Here is a 21230-nt window from a genome sequence, read left to right on the forward strand (position 1 = left end):
CGGGATGGGCTCCACGACGGAGCCCATCCCTGAGAATCATCGCGAACCTCTGCTGCCAGTTCATACAGGCTAAGTTGTGCGCCTTCTATGAGATAGCAGCGAAATCAGTTCGGGCTAAACACGTACGATATTTATATACCCCTCCGTTGGGGTGTGACAGAAGTCCAATGTTCGACCGCATCCGTACCGCGGCCCTCTTCGGGCTGCACCAAGCGTCCGTCGCCGTCGGAATCTCGCTGTTCCCGGTGGCCGTCTTCGCGCGTCAGCACCTCGGCATCAACGTCCCGGTCGGTCGGCTCGTCGAGACGACCACCGAGGCCGTCGACCAGGAGTGATCGCGCGCCGACAGTAGCTCGTTCTCCCCAACCGACCAGACGCCGAGCGACGGAGAGACCCTCCTTCGACCCGCGATCCCGCACAGCTCTCCTCGTGCCCGTCGCAGCCCCGCAGCGCCCGCTCCGAGGTCCGTCGCGATCCAGTGTCCCCCGCCGCGGTCGGCCGGTCGCGGCCCGGCGACGGATAGGCCCGTCGGAACCGGTCGGCGGCCCCCGAAGGGTTGCCTTTATCAGCGCGCCGGGCGAATGTGGGCGTAATGCGAACACCGACTGGCGACCTCTCAGACGGGCCGGCTGCCGACCTCGGCCGCGACCAGCCTGTCTTCGGACCGGAGCTCGGCGAGTTCGAACACAGCGAGCGCCGCGCCGCGAAGGCGGAGGGCGACGGCGAGATGAAGACGGGGACCACTACCGTCGGCATCAAGGCCGACGAGGGCGTCGTGATGGCGACCGACATGCGCGCCTCCCTCGGCGGCATGGTCTCCTCGAAGGACGTCCAGAAGGTCGAGGAGATCCACCCGCGCGGCGCCCTGACCATCGCGGGCTCCGTCTCGGCGGCCCAGAACCTCATCTCGACGCTTCGCGCCGAGACGAGCCTCTACGAGGCCCGCCGCGGTAAGGACATGTCCATGGAAGCGCTGTCGACCCTGACGGGGAACCTCCTCCGCTCCGGGGCGTTCTTCGTCGTCCAGCCGATCCTGGGCGGCGTCGACGACGAGGGCGCGCACATCTACTCCATCGACGCCCTCGGCGGCACGACCGAGGAGGAGTACACCGTCACCGGCTCCGGGTCGCAGTACGCGCTCGGTGTCTTAGAGCAGGAGTACGACGACGAGGTCAGCATCGACGAGGCGAAGACCATCGCCGCGAAGGCGATCCAGTCCGCCGTCGAGCGCGACCTCGCCTCGGGCAACGGGATCAACGTCGCCGTCGTCACCGAGGACGGCGTCGACATCACCCGGTACAAGGAGTTCGACGACCTGCTGTAGTCGGCGTCAACGGGACGCCGCTTCGGTATTTCTTCGCGAGTCCCGACCCGCCAGCGGAGGCGCTCGCGGCCGCTCGGTCACCGCCGGAGCTCCGGCGGCGCCTGAATCCCGTCACCCCAGTAGAACCGCGGGCCGAGGACGAGGTAGCCGCTGGCGAGGAACAGTAGCGCGAACGCGAACCCCTCGCCGATCCACGCCGGGAGCGCGCTCGTCGCCATGTGACCGGCGGGGGTGAGGATCACGGCCGCCTGAACGACCCCCATCACGAGCGCGTCCTGCGCGTGGAGGTCCGGGTAGGTGACCGTCGACCCCATGAGCAGCGCGAACGCCGTCGTGGCCGCGACGAGCGGGACCGGGGCGGTGTAGCCCGCGATGACGGCGGCGGCGAGCACCGTCGCGGCCAGCGTCGTCGGAACGCCCACCGTCTCGCGGGCGCCGTCCTCGTCGGCCGTGTAGAGGCCGAGGCGGGCGACCGCGGCGGCGACGAACAGCGCGCCCGCGCCGACGACGGCGGCGACGAGCGCGGGGTCCGTCGCGAGCGAGCGCCCGTCGCGGACGACGGCGGCGACGAGCGCGGCGGGCGCAACGCCGAAGGAGGCGACGTCGGCCAGCGAGTCGAGGTACGGGCCGGCGGGAGTCGACCCGCGGTGGCGGGCGACGACCCCGTCGAGCCCGTCCGCGACGGCGGCGAGGAGGACGAGCCTGGCCGCGAGCGCGACGTCGACCGTCGCGGCGACGACGGCGAGGAACCCGACGGCGGCGTTGGCCACGGTCACCGCGTCCGCGAGCCCGAGCCGCCGAGCGAACCGCAGAGGCATACCGTATCGGTCGCCGAGCCGGGTTTTAGGGTTTGTTATCTCGTCGACCGCGCGGCGGCGGCCCGGTCGCGAGAGTCCGGGACTGCCGAGGTGTGTGTCGACCGAAACGGAGGGCGCGGCCGCGAGGCCAAGACGCCTCGGTCAGGGGACGTACCAGATGCCGCGGCCGAAGTCGAGCCATTCGCCGACCACGACGTGCGGCATCGCGATGACGCAGACGAAGATGGTGTAGAAGGCGACCGCGCCGGAGAGCAGCGAGCCGCCGGCCAGCGGGTTCGGCGCGACGGTCCACAGGGCGGTCGCGACGCTCGCCGTGACCAGCGCCCCGACGACGAGGACGCCCCACGCGACGACGAGCGAGACGCCTTCCGTCCGGTCGGGCTGCTCCTGTTCGACGACCATGCTCCGCGCCGACTGCCGAAGCGAGTACCACAGCGGGAAGTAGAGCCCGATGGCGACGACCACGGGCACGAGCGCGAAGTACGCGACGAGCAGCAGCGTCTCCGCGGCGTCGAGGAGCCACGACCGGCTGACGCCGCCGGTCGAGCGCAGGCTAGTCGCGAGGCCGCCGCCGAGGTGCGTCATCACGCCAAGCCCGAAGACCGCGCCGAGCGCCGTGGTGAACGTCTCCGGGTTCGAGGCGGCCGGGCCGGCCAACCGACCGTCGAAGACGCCCAACATGATGCCGGTGAAGCTGTAGTAGGTCTCGGTCCAGAAGACGGCGGGGACGATCATCACGGCGCCGCCGCGGATCAGCGCGGCGAGCGCTCGCTGGGGCTTGGTGGGGAGGTGGTCGGTTCCGATCAGCGCGTCCATCACGCGGAGGTCGCCGTGCCCGCCCTTCGCGACCGCCGTCCCGAACGCGAGCGCGAGCGCGGGCAACGGCGCGACGACGAACAGGGCCACGAACGACGCGACGAAGCCGAGGTAGAGCGCCACGTACCGCGCGCCGAACGGGAGCCCCCGCCGGCGGAGATTCGAGAAGTGTTCGTACCCCCCGTGCGGGAGGTTCAACGCGACCATCCCGACGAGGTACGCGATCATCTGAGTCCGGAGCGACACGTCGGTGCCGACCGCGGACAGGGCGCCGAATCCGACCGCGAGGAGGAGCAGCGCCACGCGCGAGGCACCGATGGCCGTCCGTTCCGGTTCACCGAGGAGTCGCCGCACCGGGCTCGCCGTCGTCGTCGACATGGACGTACGTACGGCCGTTACCGGGTTAGGGCCTCGTCGCCATTATTCGGTGTTTTATATTCGGGTCGTCCCCGCGACCGTCTCCGCGAGCGTTTCGCCGCTCCGAAGGGGGCGGTTCGGGCGGCGGCGTCAGTACGTGTGAATCACTTCGCCGCAACGCGTGCACTCGATCGTGTCCGATCTGAACAGCCGCTCCTTCTTCTCCGTGGGGCCGTTACACTCGGGGCAGACGCCGATGTTCCGTCCGTCCGCCACGCGCGCGGACAGATCGAGGAACTGCCCTTCGAGCCGTTCGATCTGTTCGGACTGTTCTTCGACGACCGATTGGAGTTCCTCGATCGTCTCCTCGCGCTCCTCGACCGCGGTGGACAGCTCCTCGATGCGCTGCTCGTAGGCGTCTATCGCCTCGACGTCGATGGTGACGTCGTCGGTCTCCTCCGCTTCCTGTTCCGCAGTGCTTTCGCTACGCTGTTCGGCTTCCGCCTCGGCGTCGTCGTCTGCCATACGAGACTGGTAGAGCCCCAGGGTCATTACTTTCAGGCCGACAACGTCACCCCGACCCGCAGCCCGTCAGGGTCGACCGGCGCCGGACCCCGCGCCAGAAGGGGGCGTCGTCACGGGGCGATACCTGACTAGGTTGGCATCGATCTGAATAGAATATACACAGTATAACGAAGTGGGTATGGACCCGATAGCGCTAACCGCAGCCGTTGGAGCTGATCTGCTCGGGGACGGTCGCCCCGAGACGCTCTGGTTGGGCATAGGCACGCTACTGATGCTCATCGGGACCTTCTACTTCATCGTTAAAGGATGGGGGGTCACTGACAAGGAGGCCCGTGAGTACTACTCGATCACGATCCTCGTGCCGGGGATCGCGTCGGCAGCGTACCTGTCGATGTTCTTCGGCATCGGCCTGACGGAAGTTCAGGTCGGCAGCGAAATGCTGGACATCTACTACGCGCGGTACGCGGACTGGCTGTTCACCACGCCGCTGCTGCTGCTCGACCTCGCGCTGCTGGCGAAGGTCGACCGCGTGAGCATCGGCACGCTCGTCGGCGTCGACGCGCTGATGATCGTCACCGGACTCGTCGGCGCGCTCTCGCACACGCCGCTCGCGCGGTACACGTGGTGGCTGTTCAGCACGATCTGCATGATCGTCGTGCTGTACTTCCTCGCCACGAGCCTGCGCGCCGCTGCGAAGGAGCGCGGTCCCGAGGTCGCGAGCACGTTCAACACCCTTACGGCGTTGGTGTTGGTGCTCTGGACGGCCTACCCGATCCTGTGGATCATCGGTACCGAGGGTGCCGGCGTCGTCGGCCTCGGCATCGAGACCCTCCTGTTCATGGTGCTCGACGTGACCGCCAAGGTCGGGTTCGGCTTCATCCTGCTCCGCAGCCGCGCGATCCTCGGCGACACCGAGGCACCGGAGCCCTCCGCGGGCGCCGAGGCCTCCGCCGCGGACTGATCGGCTAGCGGACCCGACGCGGCAGAACAACACGGTTCAACCGTTTCCAGCGTTCATTTTTCGACATGACTGACACTACCACCGAACAGCCGCCAGTGCTGCGTACACGGTCCGTCGTCGGACTCGCCGCCTGCGTCGTGACCGCGCTCGTCGGGATATTCCTGATCCCGACGCTACAGGAGCCGGGAGGCGGGTTCAACGCCCGGTTCTGGACGATGGCGGCCTTGGAGCTGGTCGCCATGATCGGCGTCGTCTACTTCGTCCTCAACCTCCACGAGGAGTCGGACTGAGGCGGGCGAGAAGCGCGGCTCGCGTCGCACCGCCGATCGCGGCGGTGCCGTCGTTCTCCGCACGAGCCGCGCCCGTTCCCTGACCGTTCACTTCTCAGGCAGCCCGGCGTCGGCCCTCCCGTCCCGGGTCGAGGGCGATGTCTCGGCGAGCGCGCGCTCGAAGTGGTCACGCCCGACGGTCGGGTCGACCGGTCCGTCGTCGACGATCGCGTCCTCGATCGCGAGCAGCCCGGCCTCCCGGACCAGCGCCGCGATGTCGCCGCCGCTGTAGCCGCCGGTGCGGTCGGCGAGGGCGTCGAGGTCGACGCCGGCCGCCGTCGGCATCTCGCGGGCGTGGATCTCCAGGATCTCCCTGCGCGCGTCTCGATCGGGGAGCGGCGTCTCGACCGCCTTCTCGATCCGGCCCGGCCGGAGCAGCGCCTCGTCGATGGCGTCCGGGCGGTTCGTCGCCGCGATCACCGCGACGTCGGTCAGCGGCTCCAGCCCGTCGAGTTCGGTCAGCAGCTGCGACACGACGCGCTCGCCGGCGCCGGTGTCGTCGCCGCGGCGCCGGGGCGAGATCGCGTCGACCTCGTCGAAGAAGATCACCGCCGGGGAGTTCTCGCGGGCGGTCGCGAACAGGTCGCGGACCGCCTTCTCCGACTCGCCGACGTACTTGTCGAGCAGTTCGGGCCCGTTCACCGGGATGAAGTTCGCGTCGCTGAGACTCGCCGCCGCGCGCGCGAGCAGCGTCTTCCCGGTTCCGGGGGGGCCGTACAGCAGCACGCCGGACGGGGGGTCGATCCCGAGTTCCGCGAAGCGGTCGGCGTACTCGAAGGGCCAGTACACCGCGCGCACCAGCTCCCGCTTCGCCTCGTCGAGCCCGCCGACCTCGTCCCAGCCGACCGCGGGGAACTCGACGGTGACCTCTCGCAGCCCGGTGGCCTCGACGTCGTCGAGCGCGGCGTCGAAGTCGGCCATCCGGATCGCGGTCCGGCCGTCGCGGCGGACCGCGCGCTCCAGCGCCGCGTCCGCGAGGACCGCCAGATCGGCGAACACGTACCCGTTGAGCCGCGCCGCGACCGCCTCGAAGTCGACATCCATCGCGAGCGACGCGCCCTCGCAGAGCGCTTCGAGCGCGTCGGCGCGCTCGGCCGCCGTCAGCGGCTCGACCTCCAGTTCGCGGTCGAACCGCCCGCCGCGGCGCAGCGCCGACGGCACGCCGCTGGGGTCCGTGGTCGCGCCGATCACGACCGTCCGGTCCCCCGCGCGGAGCTCGTCGACCGTCGACCGGAGGCGGTCGGCCAGCGCGGAGTCGGCGCCGTCGTCGGCCCCGAGCGCTTCGAGGTCGTCGAGGAGGACCACCGTCGGTTCCCCCGCGGGAACCGCCTCGACGAGCCGGTCGAGGCGGTCCGTGCGGTCGCTCGTCCGCTCGCCTCGGAGCCGGGCCGCCGAGGCGCGGACGAGCGTCGCGTCGGTCGCGGCCGCGACGGCCTCGACGAGCGTCGTCTTCCCCGACCCGCGCGGCCCGTGGAGGAGCAGCCCGAGCGTCGGAGAGCCGGCGGACTCGAAGGTCTCCGCCGCGTCGAACCGCGTGGAGACGGCGTCCAGGAGGCGGTCGAACGTCGCCGTCGGAACGACGCCGGCGCCGGGGCCACCGGTTCCCGGGGACTCGGCGACGACGTCCGGGCCGTCGTCGGCCGCGACGGCGATCTCGGTGTCGTCGCCGACGACCGCCGGCGACGAGGGGGTCACGTCCCGCACGTCGAACCGGAGCGTGAGCGCGCCGCCGAGGCGCGTCACCTCGACCTCGTCGCCGACGGCCACGGCCCGCCGATCGAGCCGGCGGCGGATGGCGTCCTCGCTCCGCTCGAGGTCGACGGACTGCCGGTGCCGGAGCGTGATCGACGACGCGACCGGGAGCGACGACGCCGCGACGGTCGCGTTGTCACCCGGATCGAGTCCGGCGCTCCGGCGGAGCCGCTCGGGGAGGAAGACGGCACGCGTCTGGGCGTCGACCGCGACGACCGGGGCGACGACGCGGTGCGACCCCTCGACGGCGATCGAACCGCCGGGGGCGACGCCGAGGTCGGCGAGGACGGCTTCGGGGAGGCCGACGCGGTCTTCGGGAACCGACGCGGGCGGCTCGCGGACCGGAACGCGCACGCTCATCGTGTCCGGGCTCGCTCGCGGGACGGTCCGGCGGCGACTATCGTCGACAGCATACGTCGATCGTTACGCCTACCGACCACAAAGTAATCACCCCCTAACTGGACAGCCGACTGGAGCCCGGGCGGTCGGTCCACGCCGTCCAAGTCGTCCGACCCGCGGGGGGAGACCCGGACCGCCGGAAGGCAGGCAAGCATTAACCCGTGTCGGTGCGAAGGGCGGAGCATGGCGAACGCTCGGGCGCTCCTCGTCCACCCGGAGGAGGGGAGCGATCGGATTGAGACGGCGCTCGGCGCCGCGGGGTTCGAAGTGACGCGCACTGACACGGCCTCGTCCGCGGTCGCGAAGGCGACGACCGGGGAGTACGACTGCGTCGTCAGCGAGTACGCCCTCGCCGGCGACGACGGGGTTGCGCTCGCGACCGCGATCGAGGAGTCCGACGCGGGCGTCCCGGTCGTGATGTTTACCGAGACGGACGAGGAGGGCGTCCCCGAGGCCGCCTTCGAGAACGGCGTCGACAGGTTCCTCCAGAAGAACGGGTCGGCGTCGATCGAACGGCTCGTCTCCGACGTCTCGACGGTCTGCTCGGGGGTGCCGACCTCGGAGCCGCGACAGGACGTGTCCGACCACGAGCCGTCCGCGGGAGAGGTGACGCGGGCCGTCGAGGACGCGCCGATCGGGATCAGCATGAGCGATCCGGACCTCCCGGACTACCCGCTCGTGTACGTCAACAACGCGTGGGAGGAGCACACCGGCTACCCGGTCGAGGAGGCGCTCGGCCGTAACCCGCGGTTCCTCCAGGGACCGGGGACGGACCCGGAGACCGTCGACGAGATCGGGGAAGCGATCGCGAACGAGGAGGAGGCGACCGTCGAGATCCGGAACTACCGGCGCGACGGGACCCCGTTCTGGAACGAGCTGACGGTCGCGCCGATCTACGACGAGGAGGGCGAGCTGGCCCATTACGTCGGGTTCCAGAACGACATCAGCGAGCGGAAGGCGGCGGAGCGGCTCGCCGAGGAGCGCGCCGAGAAGCTCGCGACGGAGCGGCGCTCGCTGGACAGGGTGTTGGGCCGCGTGAACGGGCTGTTCAGCGATATCAGTCGCATCCTCGTCGAGAACCGCGACTCGGGCGTCATCTCGGAGCGCGTGTGCGAGGTCGTCGCCGGCGAACCGGGGTACGCCGGCGGGTGGATCGGCGAGGTGTCGTCCGCGACCGGTCGGCTCGAGATACGCGCCGCGAGCGGCGTGGCGGTCGAGTCGGGCGCGACGTTCGACATCGAGGAGACGCCGGCGGAGGTACGGGAGACGGTCGAGACGGGGGAGCCGCACAGCGGCTCGATAGAGCACGTCGCCGACGGCCCGCTCGAACCGAAGACCGCCGGCGGGCGGCGCCTCCTCGTCGTGCCGCTGACGTACGGAGAGCGGCAGTACGGCCTGTTGGCTATCTACGGCAGCGGCGCGGACGTGCTCGACCGCCGCGAGCGGCGGGTGTGCGAGTCCGTCGGGAAGATGATCGCGAACGGGCTCCACTCCATCGAGACCACGGAGATACTCACGACCGACCGCGTGGTGGAGCTCGTGGTCGGGATCCGCGACTCGACGGCGTCGCTCGCGCGGATCGCAGACGCGGTCGGCGGGGAAGTCGAACACCTCGGGACGACGCGACTCGACGACGACGCCTGCGAACTGTACTTCCGCGCCGACGGCGAGGGCGTCGACCTCGACGAGCTCGCCTCCCTCCCGCTGGTCGAATCGATGCGGACCGTCTCGGAGACGAACGACGGCGTCAGCTTCGCCGTCACCATCACCGAGTCGCCGCCGCTCACCCAGCTGGCCGATCACGGCGGCGTCGTCGCCGAGGCGACCGCCACGCCGGAGGGAGCGACGCTGACGATAGAGGCGCCGCCCGAGCGCGACGTCCGGTCGATCCTCGACGTGTTCCGCGACGAGTACGAGGGCGTCGAGCTCCGCTCGCGCGTCGAGCGCGAGAGCCGCGACCGGACCGTCGCTGAGTTCGCGGCCGCGGTCGACGAGCGGCTCACCGACCGGCAGCGGGCGGCGCTGAAGACCGCCGAGCTGAACGGCTACTTCGAGTGGCCGCGGCCGGTCGACGGGTCGGAGATCGCGGAGCGGATGGGGATCACCCGACAGACGTTCCACCAGCACCTCCGCGCGGCCGAGCGGAAGCTGGTCGAGGCGTACGTCGATCCCCGGTCAAACTGATGGCCCAGGGGTCTGTGAGCGGGGGTGCCGCCGCATGAGCGACGAGCAGTCGAGCCCGAGCGACGACGGGCCGGACGCGGGCGACGATCCGTTCGCCGCGAGCGACGTGATCGTCGTCGCGGCCGACCCCGAGTCCGTGTTCGCGTTCCTCGACGATCCGGCGAACCACGCGGCGGTCACGCCCGGGCTCACGGACGTTCGGGACGTCGAACCGCTGGCGAACGGCGGGAAGCGCCTCTCGTACACCTACCGGATGGCGGGAGTCGGCATCGACGGCGAGATAGTCCAGACCCTCCACGAGCCGTCCGAGCGCCACGTCTTCGAACTCCGGGGGCGGCTCACCGGCACCATCGACCTCCGGACCGAGCCCGTCGACCGGGGGACGGAGCTGACGTACGCCGCGACGTACGGCCTGCCGGAGAACGCGCTCACGAGGCTCGGCGCACCCGTTGTCCGTCGGTTCAACGAGCGGCAACTCCGGGCGGCGCTGGAGAACGTCGCGGCCGAGTTCGACGGGAACGAGTGACGCTTCGGGAGCGGGCAGCGCGCGGCCGCGGCGCCGCGACCCGGGGACTGCGGGACGGTACGGCGTCGACAGGCGAACTATTAACCGTGGGATAGCCTAACTAGGAGGCATGGAACCGATCACCCTCCAAGCCGGCCTCGGCTTCGGGCTCGTGAGCGTCGGCCTGCTCGCGCTTCTGCTCGTGGTCGTCACGCTCTGGCAGTCGTTCGAGATTGTCGACGCCTACGAGAAGAAGACGCTCACCGTCTTCGGCGAGTACCGCAAACTGCTCGAACCGGGGATCAACCTCATCCCGCCGTTCGTCTCCCGCACGTACCCGTTCGACATGCGGACCCAGACGCTGGACGTGCCCCGGCAGGAGGCGATCACGCGGGACAACTCTCCCGTGACCGCCGACGCGGTCGTCTACATCAAGGTGATGGACGCGAAGAAGGCGTTCCTCGAAGTCGACGACTACAAGAAGGCCGTCTCGAACCTCGCGCAGACCACCCTCCGGGCGGTCCTCGGCGACATGGAGCTCGACGACACGCTGAACAAGCGCCAAGAGATCAACGCGAAGATTCGCAAGGAACTGGACGAGCCCACCGACGAGTGGGGGATCCGCGTCGAGAGCGTCGAGGTCCGCGAGGTCAACCCCTCGAAAGACGTCCAGCAGGCGATGGAGCAGCAGACCTCCGCCGAGCGCCGCCGCCGCGCGATGATCCTCGAAGCGCAGGGTGAACGCCGCTCCGCGGTCGAGCAGGCCGAGGGTGACAAGCAGTCCAACATCATCCGCGCGCAGGGCGAAAAACAGTCCCAGATCCTCGAAGCGCAGGGGGACGCCATCTCGACGGTCCTCCGCGCCCGCTCCGCCGAGTCGATGGGCGAACGCGCCATCATCGAGCGCGGCATGGAGACCCTAGAGGAGATCGGGAAAGGCGAGTCCACCACCTTCGTCCTCCCGCAAGAGCTCACCAGCCTCGTCGGCCGCTACGGCAAGGCCCTCTCCGGCTCCGACGTCCAGGAGATGGAGGGGCTCGACGGGAAGGAGTTCGACGCCGACACGCGGAAGATGCTCGGCCTCGACGACATCGACGAGATCCTCGGCCAGATCGAGGAGTCGGCGGAGATGAACGTCGAGGAGTTAGAGAAGGAGGCCGAGGCCGTGAAGTCGGGCGACGCCGGCGCGAGCATCAGGTCCGCGGACGAGGTCATCCAAGAGATGGACGACGAAGAGGCGGCGGAAGTGGAGAAGGAGCAGTAAATCGGCGCGGAGCGCGGTCAAGGCTGTCGATTCTCCGCGCCGAATTGGATCGAACGAAGTGTTTTTGTCGGGGCGTAGACTACTACTCGGCGTGACAGAGGGGTTCGACGGACGGAAACGCGAGACGCTCCGCCGCTTCGCCGCGGTCGGAGCGGCCGCGCCGTTCGTCGGCACCGCGAGCGCGGACGACGGAAGCGGGGACGCGAACGAGACGCGGGAGGCGATCCGCGGCTACGTGCCGACGACCCCCGGCGCGCACTTCTCGAAGCTCCGCGACGACCTCCGGCTCGGCACCGGCGAGGCGCAGTACCACCTCCGGAAGCTCGAAGAGGCGGGCGAGATCGAGTCGGTGAAGGACGCAGACTACCGGCGCTTCTTCCCCGCCGGGCGCTTCGACGAGACCGACAAACGGGCGCTCGGCTACCTGCGGCGAGAGACGCCCCGCGGGATGATCCTCGCGCTGTTGCGCGACCCGAGCGCCACCGGGGCCGACCTCGCGGAGGCCCTCGGCGTCTCGCGGCCGACGATAAGCGCGGCGGCCGCCGACCTGGAGGGCGCGGGCCTCCTCGACCGGACCGACGGCTACGCGCTGACCGAGCCGGAACGGCTGCTCACGCTCGTCGTCCGGTACGCCGACTCATTCGACGCCGAGGCCGTCGCGTTCGCCGACGAGGCGGCGTCGCTGGTCGCGTACGACCCCTGACTTCGGTCAGGCCGTGACCATCCACGTCGTGCCGGAGGAGTACCCCCACTTCTCGACGTCGATATCGGTGGCCGCGTCGACGACCGCGCTCATGTTCGCGCCGACCTCCTTCGCCGAGAGGTCGAGGTCGTTGGCGATCAGCCGCGACTTGAAGTACGTCCGGTCGGACGCGTTCTCGCGGAGGTACCGCAGGATACGCGCCTGTTTCGCGGAGAGGCCGGCCGATTCGGCTGCGACCGCGTCCGGGTGAGCCGTGCTCATACAGCCATCACGTCATCACCCCGCATAAGCCGGTTGGTAGGTCGGGTTAACACGCCGCTGTCCTGCGGTTTTCTACGGTGAGACGAGCGAGAGTCCCGTCCCAGCAGCGGGTTTGGGTACGGTCTTCGAACCGGGGCGGCGACGCGGACAGGCTCAGTACAGTTCGGCGACGAAGGGACCGAGCGCGCCGCTCACCGCGGCCGCGAGCGCCTCCGCCCGGTCGACGCGACCGTTCGTGAGCGCCCCGACGGCGCCGCCGCGCGTCGCGACGCCGTCGGTGCCGAGGAGGTCGTCCATCACGGGACCGAGTTCCGCCCCGTCGTCGATGCGGGCGGCGACGTTCGCCGGGAGCGCGAGGCTCGGCCCGGCGGCGCGGCCGACGCGGTCGCCGTCGGTCACGGCCGCCCACATGATCAGGAACCGCTCGTCGGCGCCGTCGAATCCCGCGACGCCGCCCTCGATGCCGACGCCGAGGTCGCGGTCGGGTTCGAGCGCCGCGCGGGCCCGGTTCTCCGCGCCCGCGACCGTCTCGGCGTGGCCGGTCGGCTGCTCGCTCACGCGGGAGTCGACCGGGACCGACTCGACCGCGACGCCGGTCGGACCGCCGGGGAGGTCGTCGTCGCCCGCCGACCCGACCGCCAGCTCGACCGCGCGCCGCTTCACCGGGTTGCCGCTGCCGACGCCGACTCGCAGGATCGTCATGTCCGGGCGTCGTCGTCCGGCGCCGAAAACGCCTCGGGATGGAGCAAGCGCGCCAGCCGCTCGACGCCGTCGATCAGGGCGGGGCTCGGCTGGTTCAGGAGGGAGTCGTCCAGGACGTGAACGGGGGCATCGACCCACTCGCGCCCGGCGACGCCGGCGGGGTCGACGCGGTCGCCGTGCCCGCAGACGTGGACGACGACGTGGTCGGGATCGGCGCGCTCGACGTCTGCGGGCTCCACCTCGCGGGAGCGCTCGCCCGGCTCGGCGAACGGGTAGCGTCCGCCGGCGGCGCGGACGGCGTCGGGGACCCAGTTGCCGGCTGCCATCGGCGGGTCGGACCACTCCTCGCAGTACACGGTCGGACGGCGGCGGTCGGCGACGGCCTCGGCGATTCGGTCGAGTCGCTCGCGGGCGTCGGCCGCGAGGCGCTCGCCGGCCTCGGGGCGGCCCACGTCGGCGCCGCGGGCCGCGAACCCGTCCAACGCGTCGTCGAGCGTTGCGGGCTCGCGGTGCGCGACGTCGAGGCCGCGGTCGCGGCAGGCGGCCGCGAGGTCGGCCTGGAGCGCGTCGCTCGTGAGGACGACATCCGGGTCGAGGGCGGCGACGCGGTCGAGGTCGGGGTTCAGCCACCCGCCGACGGCGGTCGGGAGGTCGGGACCGTGCGCCGACCCGGGGTCGGAGCCGTCCGGGAGGTCGCAGTGGGCGGTGACGCCGACGAGGCGGTCGGCCGCCCCGAGGCCGGCGACCGTCGCGGTCGCGCTCGGTGCGAGCGAGACGACACGGGGCGCGGACATGGCGTCCGATCCGGTCGCGGTCGTCTCAACGGTTTCGATCGCCACGCTGACGCGGCGCCGCGGCGGTGATAGCGGCCGCGGGCGGCCGAGGTCGTCCGCGCGTCCCGACCGATCGGGGATCGGCGAAAACGCGTGATAGATCGTGTTCTTTTGTCGAGATCCGAGCGACACGTTCCGGTCGTTTTAAGTTATCTTCTGCCGACGGTAACGTAAGATCGCTCTCGGGCAGTTTCAGTTTCCGGGGGCCACCGAGCTATGAGTGAACGACTACACACACGGGGGAGTCGCTCCCGAACGGAGACGAACGAGGAGGAATCGGAGAACACGGACGAGACGCTCAGCTGCCCGGAGTGCGGCGGGCACGTCATCAACGACGAGGAACACGGGGAGACCGTCTGCAGCGACTGCGGGCTCGTCGTCGAGGCGGACTCGGTCGACCGCGGCCCGGAGTGGCGCGCGTTCGACTCCCGCGAGAAGGACGAGAAGAGCCGCGTCGGCGCCCCGACGACGAACACGATGCACGACAAGGGGCTCTCGACGAACATCGACTGGCGCGACAAGGACGCGTACGGCCGGTCGCTCGGCGCGCGCCAGCGCCAGAAGATGCAGCGGCTCCGCAAGTGGAACGAGCGGTTCCGCACCCGCGACTCCAAGGAGCGCAACCTGAAGCAGGCGCTCGGCGAGATCGACCGCATGGCGAGCGCGCAGGGGCTCCCGGACAACGTCCGCGAGACGGCCTCGGTCATCTACCGACGCGCGCTCGACGAGGACCTGCTCCCCGGTCGCTCCATCGAGGGCGTCTCCACCTCCTGCGTGTACGCCGCCGCCCGGATGGCCGGCGTCCCGCGCAGCCTCGACGAGATCGCCGACGTGTCGCGCGTCGAGAAGGCCGAGATCGCGCGGACGTACCGCTACGTCGTCCGCGAGCTGAAGCTCGAAGTGAAGCCGGCCGACCCCGAGCAGTACGTCCCCCGGTTCGCCTCCGACCTCGAACTGAGCGAGGAGTCGGAGATGCGCGCGAAGAGCCTCCTCCGCAACGCCAAGGAGAAGGGCGTCCACTCGGGTAAGTCGCCGGTGGGCCTCGCCGCGGCCGCCGTCTACGCCGCCGCGCTCCTCACGAACGAGAAGACGACGCAGGCCGCCGTCTCGGAGGTCGCCGACATCTCCGAGGTCACCATCCGGAACCGGTACCACGAGCTGCTGGAGGCCGAGGACGGCCTCGTCGCGTAAGCGGACGCTTTCCCCGCCGACCCGACCGACCCCCACGCCGTTCTACCCCGACCAGCTAAGTCCCCGCCCGCGGTACGCCCGCGTATGTTCGAGGAGTTCGTCCTCGCGGCGAGCACGGCCGACCTCTCCGAGGAGCCGCGGGCCCGCGACCACGCCGACGCGGTGGAGTTCCGGATGGACCTCGCGGACGCCCCGCGCGACCAGCTGGCGAGCTACGACGGCGAGCTCCCCCTGCTCGTCACGAACCGGGCGTCGTGGGAGGGCGGCGAGGCCGACGGGCTCGCGCGCTACGACGCGCTCTCCGACGCGGTCGCCCGCGACGCGGTCGCCGCGGTCGACGTGGAGCTCGCCGCGCTGCGCGGGACGCACCCGGACCCGGCCGAGGAGTCGCACGCGACAGCGCTGCGTGACGCGGCCCGAAGGGAGGGGGTGGCGGTGGTCGCGTCGGTCCACGACTTCGAGTCGACGCCCGAGCCGGCCGCGCTGGTCGACCTGCTCGCCGACGCCGCGAGCGAGGGCGACGTGGGGAAGCTAGCGACGACCGCGACCGCCCCGGCGGACGCGCTGGCGATGCTCGAGGCGACCCACGAGGCGACCGTCGCTGGCCATCGGGTCGCGACGATGTGTATGGGCGAGCCGGGGCGTCACACCCGCGCGGTCGCCCCGGTCTACGGCTCGAAGATCGGCTACGCGCCCGTCGACCCCGCGGAGGCGACCGCGCCGGGGCAGTACCCGCTCGCGACGCTCCGAACCCTCGTCGACAGGCTTCGAGGCGGCGAGCCGGGCGCGTAGAGGCGGCGAGCCGGACGCGTAGGGACAGCAAACCGGGCGCGCGTAGGGGCGGACACTTTTCACGCCCGCCGTCGAACTACGGCGGTGAGATGGCCCTCATCGGATCGGATCAGTCGTCGGTGGTCTCCGCGTTCGGCCTCCTCATCGCCCTCGTCGCGGTCGTCGGCACCCGATTCCTCGGGTGGGAGTGGGGGTCCGGCCGACTCGTCCCGACGCTCGTCGGCGTGGCGGTCGCCGGGGTCGCCGTCGCGGTCGTCGCCGGGCGGGTACTGGACTGAACGCGGCGACCGCGTCGCCGTCGCGCACGTCGATCCGGTCGCCAGGCCCGGCTCGCCGCGTCGCCGACCGGCCGACGCGCCCGGGACGGAGCCAAACCGCTTTACGACCGCCCGCGTAAGTGTCGTCAATGGCGACGTGCGACGAATGCGGGGAGTACGAGAACCTCCCGTACCAGTGTAAGCGGTGCGGCCAGACGTTCTGCGCCGAGCACCGACTGCCCGAGAACCACAACTGTCCGGGCCTCGCCGAGTGGGACGACCCCGGCGGGGTCTTCGACAGCGGCTTCGACGAGAGCGTCGAGGGCGGGGCCGCGGGCGGCGCCGCCGACGCGCGGGGCGGCGGGGGCGGAGTCGTCGACCGCGTCAAGCGTCGGGTCGACCGCGAGACCGGCACCGGCGGGTTCGTGAGCTTCTTCCGCAACAACGCGACGTACGCGATCCTGCTGGCGATGTGGGTCACGTTCGTCGCGCAGTGGGTCGCGCTGTTCGTCGGCGGCCAATCGCTCCACAACACCCTGTTCGTGCTCCAGTCGGAGGCGGTCACGAACGTCTGGACGTGGGTGACTTCGGTGTTCTCGCACGCCCCGGGACAGCTGTTCCACATCATCGGCAACAGCGTGGTCATCCTGTTCTTCGGCCCCCTCGTCGAGCGCGCCGTCGGGTCGAAGCGGTTCGCGGCGTTCTTCTTCGGGGCGGGGATCGCCGCGGGGCTCGGCCACGTCCTCTTCGCGATCGCGACGAACGCCCCGCCGACGGGGGTCCTCGGCGCCAGCGGCGCCGGCTTCGCGATCCTCGGCGTCCTCACCGTCTGGCGGCCGAACATGCAGGTCCTCCTCTTTTTCGTCATCCCGATGAAGATCAAGTACCTCACGTGGGGGATCGCGGTCGTCTCCGCGCTGCTCGTGGTCACGAGCGGCACGGGCGGCGTGGGCGGCATCGCGCACCTCGCGCACCTGATCGGGTTCGCCATCGGGCTCGCGTTCGGCAAGCGCAACGAGGGGCTCGCCCGCTCCGCGGGCGGCATGGGCGGCGTCTCGATGGGCGGCGCCCGCGGCCCCGGGGGTCCAGGAGGCCCCGGCGGTCCGGGCGGACGCTTCTAATGGACCTCGCGCGGCCCGATCTCCGTCCCGACCCGTCGCTGTCGCGGCAGGAGATGGAGTCGCTCCAGCGCGAGATCGCGGCGGCCGCGGCGTTCGACGACGACCACGCGCTCGACCCGGCCGCCGTCGCGGTCGAGTCGGCCGCCTCGCTCGCCGACGGCCTCCCGCCGGCTCGCCCGGACGCGGTCGCGAACGAGACGCTCCCCGGTACCGGCGGCGCGGTGGAGGAGTCCGGTGTGCCCACCGTCGTCGGCGTCGACCAGGCGTTCCGCACCGACCGCGCGGGCGACCGTCCCGACGCCGCCGTCTCCGCCGCGGTCGCGCTCCGCGGCGGGACCGTGGTCGAGTACGCAAGCGCGACCACGCCGCTGTCGATCCCGTACATTCCGGGCCTGCTCGCGTTCCGGGAGGGCGAGCCGATACTGGCCGCGCTCGACGCGCTCGACGCCGAGGCCGATCTGCTGGTCTGCGACGGCTCCGGGCGGATCCACTTCCGGGAGGCGGGGCTCGCGACGCACGTCGGCGTCCTGTGCGACGTGCCGAGCGTCGGCGTCGCGAAGAGCCTCCTCTGCGGCGAGCCGGACGAGCCGACGGCCGAGCGCCCCGCGGGCTGGCGGACGCCGATCCGCGCGGACGACGCGGTGACGACGGCCGAGCCGGGGACGGTGATCGGCCACGCGTTCCAGTCGCGCCAGTACCCGAACAGCAGGCGGGTGAACCCCCTCTACGTCAGTCCCGGGCACCGCGTGTCCGCGGAGAGCGCCGTCGACCTCGTCGCGGCGCTGTGCGCGGGCTACAAGCTCCCCGAGCCGACGCGGCTCGCGGACGCGCACGCGGAGCGGGCGAAAGGCGACGCGGAGTGAGCGCGGAGGCCGTTTCGGACCGACACTGTGTCACCTGTTACCACGGGCAGGCGGTTTTTAGACGGTCGCCCGCGAACGCAGAGACATGGGAGACGACGACGCCGAGAGTCCGATGTCCGCCGAGGAGTTCCGGTCGCTGACCGACGGGCTGGTGCGACAGAGTTCGGGCGGCGGGACCACCGTCTACAAGAACGCCGCGGGGGTCGGCTGTCCGAACCCGGACTGCGACCGCGGCGTCTTCCAGACGCTGTTCGTCAGCGACCACGGCTGGCAGCAGATCGGCGCCACCCGCGACGGGATCGACCTCTGTCTCGTCAACACGGAGTCGAAGCGGCTCGTCTTCATCCACGACGAGTAAGCGGTTCGGCGCGACGCCGTCAGTCGTCGTCCGCGGGGGAGCCGGCGTCCGGCTCGGCGGCGCAGCGGTTCGGACCGAGTTCGAGTTCGATCGCGGCGGTCTCGTCCGCCGGCGACTCGACCCCGCGGTTGGCCGCGATCACCGACTCGTAGTTCGGCGGCTTCTCCGGCAGCGTCCGCGTGATCCGTTCGACGAAGTCGTCCGCGTCGAGGCCGAGGACGTCGATCTCGCCGCGCGCGGCGCCGACCGTCGTGAAGACGGGCTCGCCGGGCTCGACCTCCCCGGTCGAGCCGTCGTTCGCGACGGCGAAGTGGCCCGGGCAGACGACGACGCCGTCCGGCTGCGCGAGCAGCGTCCCGTGGAGCGAGTCGTACAGCCGACGGGCCGCGCCCGCGGCACCCCCGTCCGAGACGCCTCCACCGTCCGCGCCGCCCTCGCCGCCGTCGTCCGCCGAGAACTGGAGCTCCGTCCGGCCGACGCTGTCGGTGAACAGCGTGTCGCCCGTGAGCACCGCCGCGTCGCCGACGAGGTAGCTCGCGCCGTCGTCGGTGTGCCCGGGCGTCGCGAGCGCCTTCAGGTCGACGCCGCCGGCGTCCAGCGTCTCGTTGCGTTCGATCGGCTCGAACTCGGAGGCCACGTCGCGGGCAGCGGCCGCGGCGGGCAGGTAGTACGGGACACCGAGGTCGTCAGCGAGCGCCCGGCCGCCCGAGAGGTGGTCCGCGTGAACGTGCGTGTCGACAACGGCCGCGATCGACGCGCCGCGTTCGGCGGCCGCCTCGACCCACTCGTCGCCGTGTCTGGAGACGTCGATAGCGACGGCGACGCGGTCGGAGCCGTCCCGGGCGTCGGATCGGTCGGCGGGAACGTGGTCCGCGTCGCCCGGCTCGCGACCGCCGACCACGAGGTAGCCCAGACACCCCTTCGCGCGGCGCTGGACCTGGACGAGGTCGAGCGGCGGGGCCGCGTCGGGCCGGTCGCCGAGCGGGACCTCGGTGCTGTCGTACACCGCGGACCAGCCGCGCATGCCGTCGGCGACGACGGTCACGTCCTCGTACCCCGCGGCGTCGAGCTCGGCGGCGAAGTCGTCGGAGGCCTTCCCCTTCGCGCACAGCGTGATTACGCTGTCGTCGGTCGAGAGCCCGGTCTCGCGTTCGAAGTCGTCGACGTCGAACTCGTGGAACGGCTTGTAGAAGTAGTGGACCGCGTCCGCCACGCGCCACCCCGCGAAGCTCTCCTCGGGTCGCGTGTCGACCACGGCGAACGAGCGCTCGCCGCGCCGTCGCTCGTCGATCCTGTCGCGGAACTCGTCGGCGGCTATCGTCTCGACCATGGTGCTCCCATCGCGCCGCGGGATCAAAAGCGCTGCCGCCGACACGGCCGAGGAGCGAAGCGGGCGAGCGCGATGAAGAGGATTTATTCGGACCGCCGGGCGACCGGGCGTATGGTCGAGGCGTTCGCGGTCGCCAGCGGGAAGGGCGGCACGGGGAAGACGACGAGCACGCTCGCGCTCGGGATGGCGCTCGCGGCCGATCACGACGTGACCGTCGTGGACGCCGACACCGGCATGGCGAACCTCCTCTTTCACGCCGGGCTCGACGACGCGGCGGTTACCCTTCACGACCTCCTCGTCGAGGGCACCGCGACGGACGTGAACGAGGCGACCTACGAGCGGTTCGGACTCTCGGTCGTCCCCTGTGGCACCTCGCTCGCGGGCTTCGAGGCCGCGGAGCCGGAGCGGCTCCGCGACGTGGTGGCCGAGCTCGCGCGCGACACCGACGTGCTCCTGCTCGACTCGCCCGCCGCGCTGGGCTCGAAGTCCGCCGTGCTGCCGGTCGTCCTCGCGGACCGCGTCGTCGTCGTCGTCGAGCCGACGATCCCCGCGCTCTCTGACGGCCTGAAGGTCCAGGAGTACGCGCGCTCGTACGGCACGGAGACGGCCGGCGTCCTGTTCAACAAGGTCAGAGGCGGGGCCGACGACGTCGCCGCGCAGGCGGAGCGCCACTTCGGCGGCCCCGTCCTCGCGAACGTCCCCGAGAGCGACGCGGTCCGCGCGGCGCGCCGGGCCGGCGAGCCGCTGATCGCGCACGCGCCGGAGAGCGAGGCCGCCGCGCGCTACCGGCGGGCCGCCGACCGGCTCGACGTGCGCGACGGCGACGGCGACGCGGTCGCCGACCGGTTCCGCAGCGCGGTCGTGCCCGACACGCCATGAGCGGAAGCCCGGAGGGCGACGGGTCGGCGTCGCCGACCCTCACCGTCCCGCGGGGGACGCTCCTGCGCTCGCGGGTAGTCTCCGACGTGGGAACGACGCTGTCGCGCGCGCTCGACCGCGGGCTGACCGGCTACGCGACGCTCGTCCCGCAGGAGACGCTGCTACTCTCGGGCAAGGCACGCGGCGTCCTCACCTTCGAGGACGGCGTGCCCGTGCTGGCGTACAACACGGTGACGGACAGCGGCGGGCCGGACGCGCTCGCGGAGCTCGCGGTCCCCGGCCCCTACCGCGTCGAGCTGTACGCCGTCGACCGGAGCGGACTGGCGGCGGCCCACGAGGAGGAGTCGCTGCGGGTCGCGCCCGACGCGGCCGCGACCGAGCTGGCCGACGACGCCGACCTCGCCGAGCGGACCCGCGACGCGGCGCCCGGAGAGCGACTGCGCGACGGCGACGACGAGGACGACGCCGTCGCCGCCTTCCTCGCGGACGACGACCGGATCGATGCGATCCGCGAGCAGGCGCGAGCCGAGGCCCGCGACCGGGCGGCCGAGTGGGGGCTCGACGACGCGCTCGACGGATCGGCCGAACCGGACGGGGACGACGCCGACGCGGCGGCCGGGGACGGTGCGGTGAGTGGGGGCGCGGTCGACCGCTGACCGAACGGTTATTCCGGCCCGGCCCGTCATGTCAGTATCACGGTCCTCCG

Annotated in this window: 24 protein-coding genes; 16 read left to right on the forward strand and 8 right to left on the reverse strand. The window is 71.5% G+C overall.

Translation table 11 applies throughout. From position 1 onward, the window contains the following. Positions 1-167 precede the first annotated feature (167 nt). Together EXE47_RS18735 and psmB are read left to right on the forward strand one after the other, a co-directional pair. Complete coding sequence (locus EXE47_RS18735; protein ID WP_167373065.1) at positions 168-335, forward strand: hypothetical protein; 168 nt, start codon at positions 168-170, stop codon at positions 333-335. Positions 336-592: 257 nt separating this feature from the next. Continuing rightward, positions 593-1324, forward strand: a complete 732-nt coding sequence (gene psmB / locus EXE47_RS11675) for an archaeal proteasome endopeptidase complex subunit beta (RefSeq protein ID WP_049931335.1) — start codon at positions 593-595, stop codon at positions 1322-1324. Positions 1325-1401: 77 nt separating this feature from the next. Here the strand turns inward: psmB and EXE47_RS11680 are convergent, their stop codons facing one another. The 3 genes from EXE47_RS11680 to EXE47_RS11690 form a co-directional block, all read right to left on the reverse strand. After that, a complete protein-coding gene (locus EXE47_RS11680; RefSeq protein ID WP_049931336.1) occupies positions 1402-2142 on the reverse strand; it encodes a protein sorting system archaetidylserine synthase in 741 nt (246 codons plus the stop codon). A gap of 141 nt (positions 2143-2283) precedes the next feature. Next, positions 2284-3336, reverse strand: coding sequence for a Brp/Blh family beta-carotene 15,15'-dioxygenase (locus tag EXE47_RS11685; RefSeq protein ID WP_049931337.1), 1053 nt, complete (start codon positions 3334-3336; stop codon positions 2284-2286). 129 nt (positions 3337-3465) lie between these two features. Then, a complete protein-coding gene (locus EXE47_RS11690) occupies positions 3466-3840 on the reverse strand; it encodes a SlyX family protein (protein ID WP_049931338.1) in 375 nt (124 codons plus the stop codon). A 178-nt stretch (positions 3841-4018) separates the two neighbouring features. Here EXE47_RS11690 and EXE47_RS11695 point away from each other — a divergent pair, with 178 nt between their 5' ends. After that, entirely contained in the window at positions 4019-4801 is a 783-nt protein-coding gene (locus EXE47_RS11695) for a bacteriorhodopsin (protein WP_080508572.1), read from the forward strand. Between the two features lie 65 nt (positions 4802-4866). Further along, complete coding sequence (locus tag EXE47_RS11700; RefSeq protein ID WP_049931340.1) at positions 4867-5091, forward strand: hypothetical protein; 225 nt, start codon at positions 4867-4869, stop codon at positions 5089-5091. An 87-nt stretch (positions 5092-5178) separates the two neighbouring features. Here the strand turns inward: EXE47_RS11700 and EXE47_RS11705 are convergent, their stop codons facing one another. Continuing rightward, on the reverse strand, positions 5179-7242 hold the full coding sequence (locus tag EXE47_RS11705; RefSeq protein ID WP_089307932.1) for an AAA family ATPase: 2064 nt from the start codon (positions 7240-7242) through the stop codon (positions 5179-5181). Between the two features lie 222 nt (positions 7243-7464). On the opposite strand from EXE47_RS11705, the gene EXE47_RS11710 reads away from it, so the two are divergent. The 4 genes from EXE47_RS11710 to EXE47_RS11725 all read left to right on the forward strand — a co-directional run bounded on the left by EXE47_RS11710 (position 7465) and on the right by EXE47_RS11725 (position 11937). Beyond that, a complete protein-coding gene (locus EXE47_RS11710; protein ID WP_137708344.1) occupies positions 7465-9465 on the forward strand; it encodes a bacterio-opsin activator domain-containing protein in 2001 nt (666 codons plus the stop codon). A 34-nt stretch (positions 9466-9499) separates the two neighbouring features. After that, on the forward strand, positions 9500-9991 hold the full coding sequence (locus EXE47_RS11715) for an SRPBCC family protein (protein WP_086219634.1): 492 nt from the start codon (positions 9500-9502) through the stop codon (positions 9989-9991). 109 nt (positions 9992-10100) lie between these two features. Beyond that, positions 10101-11234 carry an SPFH domain-containing protein gene (locus EXE47_RS11720; RefSeq protein ID WP_085682739.1) on the forward strand — a complete coding sequence of 378 codons (1134 nt, stop codon included), beginning with the start codon at positions 10101-10103 and terminating at the stop codon, positions 11232-11234. Between the two features lie 91 nt (positions 11235-11325). Beyond that, complete coding sequence (locus tag EXE47_RS11725) at positions 11326-11937, forward strand: MarR family transcriptional regulator (RefSeq protein ID WP_049932491.1); 612 nt, start codon at positions 11326-11328, stop codon at positions 11935-11937. A 6-nt stretch (positions 11938-11943) separates the two neighbouring features. Here EXE47_RS11725 and EXE47_RS11730 read toward each other — a convergent pair whose 3' ends face one another. The 3 genes from EXE47_RS11730 to EXE47_RS11740 form a co-directional block, all read right to left on the reverse strand. Next, complete coding sequence (locus EXE47_RS11730; RefSeq protein ID WP_049932489.1) at positions 11944-12198, reverse strand: hypothetical protein; 255 nt, start codon at positions 12196-12198, stop codon at positions 11944-11946. 153 nt (positions 12199-12351) lie between these two features. Beyond that, positions 12352-12900, reverse strand: coding sequence for a DUF84 family protein (locus EXE47_RS11735; protein WP_049932488.1), 549 nt, complete (start codon positions 12898-12900; stop codon positions 12352-12354). Beyond that, complete coding sequence (locus EXE47_RS11740) at positions 12897-13694, reverse strand: cobalamin-binding protein (protein WP_089308097.1); 798 nt, start codon at positions 13692-13694, stop codon at positions 12897-12899. Before EXE47_RS11740 ends, EXE47_RS11735 begins: the two co-directional genes overlap by 4 nt. A gap of 255 nt (positions 13695-13949) precedes the next feature. On the opposite strand from EXE47_RS11740, the gene EXE47_RS11745 reads away from it, so the two are divergent. The 6 genes from EXE47_RS11745 (at position 13950) to EXE47_RS11770 (ending at position 18315) form a co-directional block, all read left to right on the forward strand. Next, on the forward strand, positions 13950-14924 hold the full coding sequence (locus tag EXE47_RS11745) for a transcription initiation factor IIB family protein (protein WP_006114298.1): 975 nt from the start codon (positions 13950-13952) through the stop codon (positions 14922-14924). Positions 14925-15008: 84 nt separating this feature from the next. Next, positions 15009-15716, forward strand: coding sequence for a type I 3-dehydroquinate dehydratase (locus EXE47_RS11750; protein ID WP_049932486.1), 708 nt, complete (start codon positions 15009-15011; stop codon positions 15714-15716). A gap of 89 nt (positions 15717-15805) precedes the next feature. Beyond that, on the forward strand, positions 15806-15994 hold the full coding sequence (locus EXE47_RS11755) for a hypothetical protein (RefSeq protein ID WP_049932484.1): 189 nt from the start codon (positions 15806-15808) through the stop codon (positions 15992-15994). Between the two features lie 128 nt (positions 15995-16122). Then, entirely contained in the window at positions 16123-17094 is a 972-nt protein-coding gene (locus tag EXE47_RS11760; RefSeq protein WP_049932482.1) for a rhomboid family intramembrane serine protease, read from the forward strand. Further along, positions 17094-17957: an endonuclease V gene (locus EXE47_RS11765; protein WP_089307934.1), complete on the forward strand. Its 864-nt coding sequence runs from the start codon at positions 17094-17096 to the stop codon at positions 17955-17957. Before EXE47_RS11760 ends, EXE47_RS11765 begins: the two co-directional genes overlap by 1 nt. 85 nt (positions 17958-18042) lie before the next feature. Next, entirely contained in the window at positions 18043-18315 is a 273-nt protein-coding gene (locus EXE47_RS11770; protein WP_004596496.1) for a hypothetical protein, read from the forward strand. Positions 18316-18334: 19 nt separating this feature from the next. On the opposite strand, the gene EXE47_RS11775 is transcribed toward EXE47_RS11770, so the two are convergent. Then, positions 18335-19645 (reverse strand): MBL fold metallo-hydrolase, encoded by a 1311-nt coding sequence (locus EXE47_RS11775; RefSeq protein ID WP_089307935.1) that lies wholly within the window; start codon positions 19643-19645, stop codon positions 18335-18337. 111 nt (positions 19646-19756) lie between these two features. Here EXE47_RS11775 and EXE47_RS11780 point away from each other — a divergent pair, with 111 nt between their 5' ends. Then, entirely contained in the window at positions 19757-20524 is a 768-nt protein-coding gene (locus EXE47_RS11780; protein ID WP_089307936.1) for an AAA family ATPase, read from the forward strand. Then, positions 20521-21180, forward strand: a complete 660-nt coding sequence (locus EXE47_RS11785; protein ID WP_049932476.1) for a hypothetical protein — start codon at positions 20521-20523, stop codon at positions 21178-21180. Before EXE47_RS11780 ends, EXE47_RS11785 begins: the two co-directional genes overlap by 4 nt. The last annotated feature ends 50 nt before the right edge of the window (positions 21181-21230 follow it).

The sequence above is a fragment of the Halorubrum sp. GN12_10-3_MGM genome (assembly GCF_005435235.1).
GTDB lineage: Archaea > Halobacteriota > Halobacteria > Halobacteriales > Haloferacaceae > Halorubrum > Halorubrum ezzemoulense.